The organism is Nitrospirota bacterium (assembly GCA_016235245.1).
Lineage (GTDB): Bacteria > Nitrospirota > Thermodesulfovibrionia > Thermodesulfovibrionales > UBA6898 > UBA6898.
This window is the reverse complement of the sequence record JACRLO010000017.1, coordinates 21,074-30,709: the sequence shown is the minus strand read 5'-3', so window position 1 is coordinate 30,709 and position 9,636 is coordinate 21,074. Positions and strand designations below refer to the sequence as shown.

Annotated in this window: 9 protein-coding genes; 3 read left to right on the top strand and 6 right to left on the bottom strand. The window is 50.1% G+C overall.

What is annotated here, in order from left to right:
• From HZB31_08450 to hemL, 3 genes are all read right to left on the bottom strand, one after another.
• The coding region (locus HZB31_08450; protein ID MBI5847963.1) for a cytochrome c3 family protein at positions 1–409 on the bottom strand (409 nt) is incomplete at its 3' end.
• A gap of 134 nt (positions 410–543) precedes the next feature.
• Positions 544–1,593: a hypothetical protein gene (locus HZB31_08445; protein ID MBI5847962.1), complete on the bottom strand. Its 1,050-nt coding sequence runs from the start codon at positions 1,591–1,593 to the stop codon at positions 544–546.
• A 31-nt stretch (positions 1,594–1,624) separates the two neighbouring features.
• Positions 1,625–2,911: a glutamate-1-semialdehyde 2,1-aminomutase gene (hemL, locus tag HZB31_08440; protein ID MBI5847961.1), complete on the bottom strand. Its 1,287-nt coding sequence runs from the start codon at positions 2,909–2,911 to the stop codon at positions 1,625–1,627.
• A 103-nt stretch (positions 2,912–3,014) separates the two neighbouring features.
• Between hemL and HZB31_08435 the strand changes: the two genes are divergently transcribed.
• On the top strand, positions 3,015–3,944 hold the full coding sequence (locus HZB31_08435) for a peptidylprolyl isomerase (protein MBI5847960.1): 930 nt from the start codon (positions 3,015–3,017) through the stop codon (positions 3,942–3,944).
• 118 nt (positions 3,945–4,062) lie between these two features.
• Here the strand turns inward: HZB31_08435 and HZB31_08430 are convergent, their stop codons facing one another.
• Complete coding sequence (locus HZB31_08430) at positions 4,063–5,901, bottom strand: PBP1A family penicillin-binding protein (GenBank protein ID MBI5847959.1); 1,839 nt, start codon at positions 5,899–5,901, stop codon at positions 4,063–4,065.
• A gap of 230 nt (positions 5,902–6,131) precedes the next feature.
• Here HZB31_08430 and HZB31_08425 point away from each other — a divergent pair, with 230 nt between their 5' ends.
• Together HZB31_08425 and HZB31_08420 are read left to right on the top strand one after the other, a co-directional pair.
• Entirely contained in the window at positions 6,132–6,518 is a 387-nt protein-coding gene (locus HZB31_08425) for a hypothetical protein (protein ID MBI5847958.1), read from the top strand.
• Between the two features lie 120 nt (positions 6,519–6,638).
• Entirely contained in the window at positions 6,639–7,004 is a 366-nt protein-coding gene (locus tag HZB31_08420) for a hypothetical protein (GenBank protein MBI5847957.1), read from the top strand.
• Positions 7,005–7,052: 48 nt separating this feature from the next.
• On the opposite strand, the gene rpiB is transcribed toward HZB31_08420, so the two are convergent.
• Together rpiB and tkt are read right to left on the bottom strand one after the other, a co-directional pair.
• Positions 7,053–7,508 (bottom strand): ribose 5-phosphate isomerase B, encoded by a 456-nt coding sequence (gene rpiB / locus HZB31_08415; protein ID MBI5847956.1) that lies wholly within the window; start codon positions 7,506–7,508, stop codon positions 7,053–7,055.
• A gap of 4 nt (positions 7,509–7,512) precedes the next feature.
• Positions 7,513–9,501: a transketolase gene (gene tkt / locus HZB31_08410; GenBank protein ID MBI5847955.1), complete on the bottom strand. Its 1,989-nt coding sequence runs from the start codon at positions 9,499–9,501 to the stop codon at positions 7,513–7,515.
• Between the last annotated feature and the right edge of the window lie 135 nt (positions 9,502–9,636).

The following is a 9,636-nucleotide window of genomic DNA, read 5'->3' as shown; positions in this document are numbered from 1 at the left end:
CCTTTTCATCGCCATGACAGAAGAGGCATTTTTTCCTCTCCGGCAGCAGATTTGAGGTGCGGTCAGTATGGCAGTTGAGGCAGGGCAGTTCACCCATCGGGGTTTTTTCATGCGGCTTGTCTGTCGTGCCATGAGGACGGAACCCCTTGTCTTTGTGGCAGGTCAGGCAATACCGTTCTTCCAGAGAAAATTTATGCGTTCTGTACCCGTGGCATTTGGTGCATTCGATCTTTTCGATGAAAACATGCTTTGCGTGATACCGCGACTTGCTGATATCAGGGGCCTTGGGGAACTTCTCGTCCCTGTCCCAGTGGCATCTCAGGCAGAGGGTCCGGGGCACGATCACCTCTCCATGCCGCGGATTGACCGACCGCTGGCCGAGAAAGGCAAAGCGGTACATCTGGACCATCTGGTCTTTCTTTGATGAATGATGGCACTCATGGCAGTTGCTATGATGATTTTCGCCTTTGGCGTCAGTTTTTCTGAAAACCAGTTCGTAAAATTGTTGAACAGCTTGATCGGATTGAATGTCATATATTACCTCTATTTCAGAAAATTTTTCGGATCTTTATATTCATGGCACTTAATGCAGTCTTTTCTCGCCTGAGCTGGTGATACTTTCCATTCGTGAGGTTTGTGGCAATCCTTGCATGTCAGATTCATCTGAAGATGCAGTTCATGCTTGCCGACATTCGGGACATTCGAGTGGCATTTCAGCGTGCAGTTGTTCCAGTCCGGCCGAGCCTTGACATGAGGATTGTGGCACTCGTAACAATGGAACTGCATGGCAGCGTTAGCAGAGATTTGCAGTTTCGTTGCCTTCTGAATGGTTTCCTGCTTTGGCTGGAAATGCTTCACGTCGATGGTTCCGTCTGCGAGCAGTTCCTGTCTTATGGATTCGCTGCCGTGGCAGAAGAGACATTTCTTCCTGCCCGGCATAAGATCGGACGTCCGGTCTGTGTGACAGTTGAAGCAGGGAAGCGACCCCATGGGCAGACAGGTTTTCGTGCCCTTGGCATCCTTCGTCTGAGCGGTCGCCTCATGCGGCTGAAGTTCCTTGTTCTGATGACAGGTGACGCAATACCGCTCTTCCATGGTGAATTTATGCGTCTTATATCCGTGGCACTTGGTACATTCGATCTTCTCGATGAAAACATGTTTTGCATGATACCGTGATTTGCCGATGTCAGGGGCCTTGGGGAACTTCTCGTCTCTTTCCCAATGGCATCTGAGACAGAGGGTCCTTGGAACGATTACTTCACCATGACGCGGCGAGACCGACCTTTGACCCATAAAGGCAAAACGGTACATCTGGACGAGCTGGTCTTTCTTGGTTGAGTGGTGGCACTCGTGGCAGTTGATGCCGGCATGCTCGCTTTTTGCCCATTGCTTGTTCGCTTCATCATGGACATGGCAGGCAAAGCATGCATTTGGATCATTTTCAAAATAGTCATTGATCTTGTATGCAGCGGTAAGCATGGTGAGAGAAAAAAGAAGGAGAATGACGACAATGATGATACGGGCCTTTGTCGAAATTCCCTCGCTGAACCAGGCAATACCTTTTTTGACAAGACTAAACGGATTGAATATCAAGAAATTCCTCCCCAATTACCTGCTGCTTTATTTATAGTTTTTTCAGGCTTTCGTACGCTGCTTTTACGGTTGCTTCGATGTCCTTTTCAGAATGAGCAAGGGACATGAATCCTGCCTCGAACTGCGACGGAGCCAGGTTGACTCCCTGCTCGATCATCTCTGAGAAGAACCGTGAGAACTTCTGCGCATCCGCTTTTTTTGCTGTTGCATAGTCAATTACATCAATATTTGTGAAATAGGTGCAGAACATGCTGCCTGCACGGTAAAAGCGGGTCGAAACTCCGGCTTTTTTCGCTGCGCTCTTAAGTCCCTCTTCGAGCAGTACGCATTTTGCTTCCATCGATTTGTACATTCCCGGTTTTGAAAGCTCTTTTATGGTCTCGATACCGGCTGTCATGGCAAGAGGGTTGCCTGAAAGAGTACCTGCCTGATATACAGGGCCTTCCGGAGAAATCATGGACATGATCTCTTTCCTTCCGCCATATGCGCCTACAGGCAGACCTCCGCCGATCACCTTGCCAAGACAGGTCATATCCGGTTTTATGCCATAGTATGCCTGCGCTCCGCCGAAGGATGCCCTGAATCCGGTCATTACTTCATCGAAGATGAGCACAATACCATATTTCTTGGTGAATTTTCTCAGGGCTTCAAGGAAGCCGGGTTTAGGAAGTACGCAGCCGATATTGCCGACAACAGGTTCGACGATTACACATGCGATATTCTTACCGTCTTTTTCGACGAGGCGCTTGAATGCAGGTATATCGTTATAGGGCAGGGTGAGCGTATTGCGTGCATAGGATTTCGGCACTCCGGGGCTGTCCGGCAATCCGAAGGTCACTGCACCCGAGCCTGCCTTGACGAGTAATCCGTCAGCGTGACCATGATAACAGCCCTCAAATTTGATGATCTTGTCCCTGCCGGTGAACCCCCTCGCAACTCTGATGGCAGACATCGTTGCCTCAGTGCCTGAATTTACCATGCGGATTCTGTCCATAGAGGGATAGAGTTTGAGCACGAGTTCTGCCAACTCGATCTCAAGCGCGGTCGGTGCGCCGTAACTCGTGCCTCTTTCTGCTGCTTTCTTAAGTGCATTCACTACCCGTGGGAAGGCATGACCAAGTATCATCGGACCCCAGGAAAGCACGTAATCGATATAGGAGTTTCCGTCAACATCATAAATGCGTGAACCCTTTGCCTTGTCTATGAAAAGAGGATTGCCGCCAACAGCCTTGAAAGCACGCACAGGGCTGTTTACGCCACCGGGAATGACCGTTGATGCCTTCCGGAATAACCGCTTTGAATTCGTGTGATTTTTCATATCTTGTTAATGTATCACAAAAAAAGTTTTCGTGTCAAAATCGCGCATATTTTGCCTTATATGTGCTATAACAGATGCACTATAATTTTGGAGGCTATGTAAGATGAAGAAAGTTGCAGTAATGTGCGTTGTTGCACTGGCATTGGTATCTTGTTCCAAGAAGGAGGCGGAGGTAAAAGGCCCCTACCTTGCGAAGATTGACAATACTGCAGTAACCCAGGCAGATTTCGACCGGGAGTTCCAGGCGTTGCCTGATTACGCCCAGCAGATATTTACCGATGCTGCGGGAAAAGAGAAGTTCTTGAACGAGATCATTAATAAGGAGCTTCTGTACAAGGAAGCACTGAAGAAGGGATATGACAAGGGACAGGATTACCTGAAAAAAGTTGAGGAGTTCAAGAAGCTCTCCCTTGTGTCGGAACTTTTTGAAAAAGAGATCATGGCAAAGGCGAAGGTCTCTGACCAGGACGCAAAAGACTATTACGACAAGAACAAGGATGACTTTATTGTTGCAAAGGAGATCAAGGCGAGCCATATCTTGGTGAAGACTGAGGATGAGGCGCAGAAAGTCCTCGCCCGGCTGAAAAAAGGCGAAAAGTTCGAAGCTGTTGCAAAGGCTGTTTCTATTGATACCGGATCCGCAAAAAACGGCGGGGACCTGGGTTTCTTCAAGAAGGGCCAGATGGTGCCTGAATTCGAACGGGCAGCTGCAGCCCTCAAGGCTGGCGAGATTACCAGCGCGCCGGTCAAGAGCCCCTTTGGTTATCATATTATCAAGGTAACGGACAAGAAGACCGGCGAGCCTATTCCCTTTGACAAAGTGCGCGATCTTGTTTCGCAGAAACTCTCCGGAGAGAAACAGAAAGGGGTCTTTGAGTCCTATGTGGCTGAGTTGAAGAAGACGCACAAGATAGAGATAAACAAGGATGCCCTGACGGCAAAACCTGCTCCGGCAAAAACGGAAAAGCAGGAGGCCCCGGCAAAACCTGAGGAGAAGAAGGCCGAACCGAAAAAGGAAGAGCCTAAGAAATAACGGCAGATTTTATAATCTTATAACCAGTAACCAGGAGCCGAAACTCAGAACTGTCTGGGTTTCGGCTCTTTTATTTTTCCTGATGAAACGTAGTAAGTTCAGACCTGAGGTTATTTGTCTAATCTCTCATTTCCGTGTCCTGACTTGCTGTCTGCTTCATGAACTCTATCCATATGGGCAGGGCTGCTGAGGCCCCTGTTTCCCTGGGGCCAATGGGCTTGTGATCGTCTCTGCCTACCCACACGCCGACTGCGAGGGTATCGTCAAAGCCGATGAACCAGGCATCGGTGTTGTCATTGGTGGTTCCGGTTTTGCCGAACACCGGGCGTTTCAGTTCTTTTGCCCGCGTAGCAGTGCCTTCTTTCACGACAGCACCGAGTAATATCCTGAGTTCCCTGACGATGCCCTCTTCAAGAATATCCGTCTGTTTCGGGAGAATTTCATCGATAACGATCTTGTCCCTGTTCTCTATCCGCTCATAGGGGATTAGCTCCATCTTCTTGCCGGAAGCAAAGGCCGCGTATGCACGGGTCAGCTCAAGGAGTGTTACGTCCGATGCGCCAAGAGCAAGGGGCATGTATGGCTGAAGATCGCTCCTGATGCCCAGGTCCCTGGCTGTCTGGATCACATTGTCAAGCCCGACATGGCTTGCGAGCCTGACGGTGGCGGTATTGAGAGAACGGGCAAGGGCCGTCCTGAGGGTGACGACACCATGATATTTCCCGTCATAGTTCTTTGGTGCCCACATCTGCCCCGGCCTGCCGCCTTTAAAGGATATTGGCGCGTCATGAATCGTATCTTCAGCGGTCATTCCGGACTTGATCGCGGTCACATAGACAAAGGGTTTGAATGCAGAACCCGGTTGCCGCAATGCCTGCGTTGCCCTGTTGAACTGGTTTTTCCAGAAATCGAATCCGCCGACCATTGCCTTGATATGGCCCGTGCGGAGATCTATGGCAATGAGAGATGCCTGTATCCCTGGCTTGCAGCGTTTTTCAACGGACTTGACTCCGTTGATGAGAGCATTTTCTGCTGCCTGCTGCAGCCTGAGGTCAATGGTTGCACGGATCTTGTAGCCGGCGGTATAAAGCTCGCTTCCGTATTTCAGTTCCAACTGCTGTCTCAGGAGTTCGACAAAATAGGGGGCTTCATATTTCCGGTAATGAGGGGCCGTGGGGAAGGGCTCTGTTGTGGCTTTATCATATTGATCCCGCGTGATGAACTTATGCAGAAGCATCTGCTGGAGTGTAACCGAGCGTCTTTCCTTTGCTTTATCAAGGTTTCTGAACGGAGAATACTGCGAAGGGGCCTTGGGGAGAGACGCAAGAAGCGCTGCTTCACCCACGGTCAGATCTTTTACGGTCTTTCCGAAATAGGTCTGGCTTGCTGCCTCAATGCCATATGACCGTGCGCCGAAATAGGCCTGATTCAGGTAAAGACCGAGGATTTCGTCTTTCGTATATCGTTTTTCGATCTGAATGGAAAGTGCTGCTTCGCGGATCTTGCGTTTTATCGATTTTTCCGGCTTCAAAAAAAGCATTTTTGCGAGCTGCTGGGTTATGGTGCTTCCACCCTGTCTCATACCTCCCGTCCTGATGTCATGAACAAGCGCACGGACAATGCCGATGAGATCAACGCCCGGATGACTGTAGAAACGGATATCCTCTATGGCAATAATAGCCTGCTTTACGTGAGGGGGGATTTCATAGTGAGGGATAAATGTCCTGCGTTCGACATAGAACTCGGCTATCACCTGAGCGTCACTGGAATAGACCTTTGAGGATTCAACCGGCACATATTCTTCAATGGCATTGAGCTTGGGAAGGTCTGAGAGCGTCCAATAGACAAAACCGCCGCCAACGCCGGCAAGCGCACCAAGGACGAAGAATATGCTGATAAGGACCCTGAATCGGGATCTCTTTTCAGCCTTCTGAAGATCATCTTCAAGACCTGACATGGTGTATTATACAGGAGTTAATTGCGAGATTGCCTGCAGTTGACGTGAGTCCTTCGGGCTGACCCAAACAGGAGCGGGTATTGGCAGGCGGGTCGCCGGCCCAGTTGACTCAATATGCATGCTCATGGTATTATCGCGCTAAAGTTTTGGAGTTTTTAGAACCGGTAAGGCCTCAAGACTTCTAAAATACCCCTGCCTGTGCATGGGTTTTTTTATTTTTCGGAGGGAACATGGCGAACAGACAGCAGCATGCTGCAAAGCTGGAATTAAAGAAACAGAATACGTTTGCGGCAGGGCTGCTTTCGGAACGATTCCCTCAGGTTACCGGCATGGTGATCCATATGACGTATTATCAAAATGGCATAAACCCTGTTCTCATGGTGCGAACGCTCAACGTCTTTCCTACTTCGGCTGCCTATTTCAAAATGGACTGTATGATCAAGGGCTGTGACAATGGCGGCTTCGACCTTACGCCTGTTATCAAGACCATGATCAAGGACCGCAAAAAAGAGAAGAAAGGATCAATTGACTGTAAGGGAAAAGTCGATGCGGTTACGGCTGATCATGCAAGCGTAGAGTATGATATCTCGATCAAGTACGCAAAAGCGGCTCGCTAAGCGCTCCTTCCTCTCCATCCTGCACTTCTGCTGTCACGCTTGTCAGGATTTATTGGTGCTCCACAGCTGCAGCGGGACATGATACAATAAATATATTCTTAGGTTTTTCGGAGATCGGCAATGTCAAAGCAGATGCTTTTCGGCGCATACCTTGTAGAAAAAGGTGTTATTACGATGGATGCGGTCATCAATGCGAGGCTGCTCCAGCGCAGAAGAAACCGGCTGATCGGCGATCTTGCCATGGCAAAGGGCTGGTTGACCGACCATGCAGTCATGAGGATTCTTGTCATCCAGGAAGAGACGGGTGAGAAGTTCGGCGAGATAGGAGTCAGGCTGAAATACATCTCACAGGAACGTGTTGACGAACTGCTGGGGCATCAGCGGGAAGTGTATCTGCTCTTTGGCGAAGCGCTTGTCGAACTGGATGCGATAACGCCTGATGTCCTGAAGAAACATCTCCTGGATTTTCGGGGGCAGGGAGACTGACTCCCCAGGAACAGCCTGTAACGTCTGAAGAAAAAGGACTCATTTCCCTCACTTCACATGAAAGGCCTTCTCCAATGCTGCTACCTTTTCCACTCTTTTCCTGTGGCGTTCAGCATTTGAAAACGTTGCTGCAAGAAATGCCGCTATAACCTCTTCTGCGAGATTAGCACCTATAATTCTTGCGCCGAGGCATAGTACGTTCATAGCATCATCTTCAACTCCCTGGTGCGCGGAAAATGTATCATGACATACCGATGCCCTGATACCGGGGACCTTGTTTGCCGCGATGCAGGCCCCTACGCCGCTTCCGCAGACAATGATACCGCGGACTGCTTTTCCCCTGATGAGCTGCTCTGCAACAGCCGACGCATAATCAGGATAATCTGAGGGCCTGTCATTATGGGCGCCTAGATCAGTGACCGTATGGCGGTTCTTTTTCAGAAATGCGATGATCTCCTGCTTCAGATGAAAACCGCCGTGGTCTGAACCGATTGCTATTTTCATCCGCCTATGTCTTGAGCAGCTTTTTTGCCCTTGCAGTAATGTTTTCTTTCGTAAACCCGAACTTCTCGAACAGGACCTTTGCCGGTGCCGATGCACCGAAGCGGTCCATGCCGACCACATTGCCTCTGAGGCCCACGTATCGATACCAGCTCTGCGTAGCAGCAGCCTCGATGGCAAGTCTCTTCTCGACCTTCAAGGGAAGCACTGCATTCTTGTAAGCCGCTGACTGCTCTTCAAAAATCTCGAAGGAAACCATGTTCACCACACGGGCTTTTACGCCTGCCTTCTGCAGTTCTTCCGCTGCCGCCAGCGTGGGATGTATTTCTGCGCCAGAAGAAAGAAGAATGATGTCCGGAGTTCCTTTGCAGTCAAGAAGTACGTACCCGCCTTTTTCTGCACCTTCTGCAGCGCCGTACTTTTTCCTGTCCAGCACCGGCAGGTTCTGCCGCGAGAGGATCAGCGCATGAGGCCTTTTGGGATCCCTGATTGCGATCTTCCATGCAAGAGCGGTCTCATTTGCATCGGCAGGCCGGATAACATACAGATGGGGCATTGCCCTGAGACTGCTGAGATGGCCGATGGGCTGGTGTGTCGGCCCATCTTCACCAAGACCGATAGAGTCATGAGTAAAGACATAGACCGCATGCGTCTCCATGAGGGCCGCAAGCCTGATTGCAGGCCTCATATAATCGGAGAAGACAAGGAATGTGCCGCCATAGGGGATGAGCATTCTGCTTAACGCCATTCCGTTCATGATTGCGCCCATGGCATGTTCCCTGACACCGAAGTGAATATTCCTGCCGCCCTTTGCAGCGCCGAAGTCCGCATATTTCTTGAGATGTGTGTTGTTCGATGGCGCGAGGTCTGCAGAGCCGCCGATCAGGTTTGGCAGGGCATCTGCAATTGCATTGAGCACCTTGCCCGATGCACTCCGTGTTGCAATACTTCCGTCCTCAGGCTTGAACACGGGCAGAAGTTTTTCCCAGCCTTCAGGCAGTTTCCCGGATGACAGTGTGTTCCAGGTCTTTGCCTGCTCTGCATATTTCTTTGCGTATCTGCTGAACATACTGTTCCAGAGGGCTTCGTCTTTTTTGCCGTTTGGAACCGCTTTCCTCATGGTGCGGAGGACATCAGCGGGTATATAAAATTTCTTCAGCGGCATGCCAAGGTTCTGCTTGGTGATGGCAAGCTCTTCTTCGCCAAGAGGTGAGCCATGCACGTCCGGCGTGTCCTGCTTGTGTGGACTGCCAAAGCCGATATGAGTGCGCACCAGAATTATCGACGGTTTTGATTTTTCTTTCTTCGCTGCGGTTATCGCTTTTTCGATTCCCTTAAGGTCTTCGCCGTCTACCCGTTGCACATGCCATTCGTATGCCTCAAATCTCTTTGCAACGTCTTCGGTGAAGGCTATATCTGTTGTGCCCTCAATCGTAATCTTATTGTCAGAATAGAGGTAGACGATCTTGCCGAGCTTCAGATGACCTGCCAACGACGCAGCTTCTGAGGAGAGTCCCTCCATAAGGTCGCCGTCGCTAACAATACCGTAGATGTGGTAGTCGATAAGCGGAAACCCCGGTTTGTTAAAGAGGTCCTCAAGATATTTCTCCGCCATAGCCATGCCGACGCCTGTTGCAAAGCCCTGGCCGAGCGGCCCTGTTGTCGTCTCTATGCCGCATTCAAGGCAATACTCGGGATGGCCGGGGGTTTTGCTCCCCCACTGCCTGAAATTCTTTATATCATTGAGCGATATGTCATGTCCGGTAAGATGAAGGAGGCTGTACAGAAGCATGGACCCATGACCTGCCGAGAGCACGAAACGGTCGCGATTCTGCCAGTAGGGGTTTTTCGGGTTGTGTCTCAGAAATCTGCTCCAGAGCACATAGGCCATTGCAGCATCTCCCATAGGCATGCCGGGATGGCCCGAATTTGCCTGCTGCACCGCGTCAGCAGAGAGCATCCGTATCGTGTTGATGCAGAGTTGGTCAAGATTCATTTTTTTCACAAACGCCTCCAAGTGTAATGGTTATTTCAGAAGACAGGAATCTCCCCGCGAGACAGATGGTATCGGGATATAAAGATGTTACAAAAATCATGCAATGCAAATCAACTTCGACGAGTTCAGAAAAAG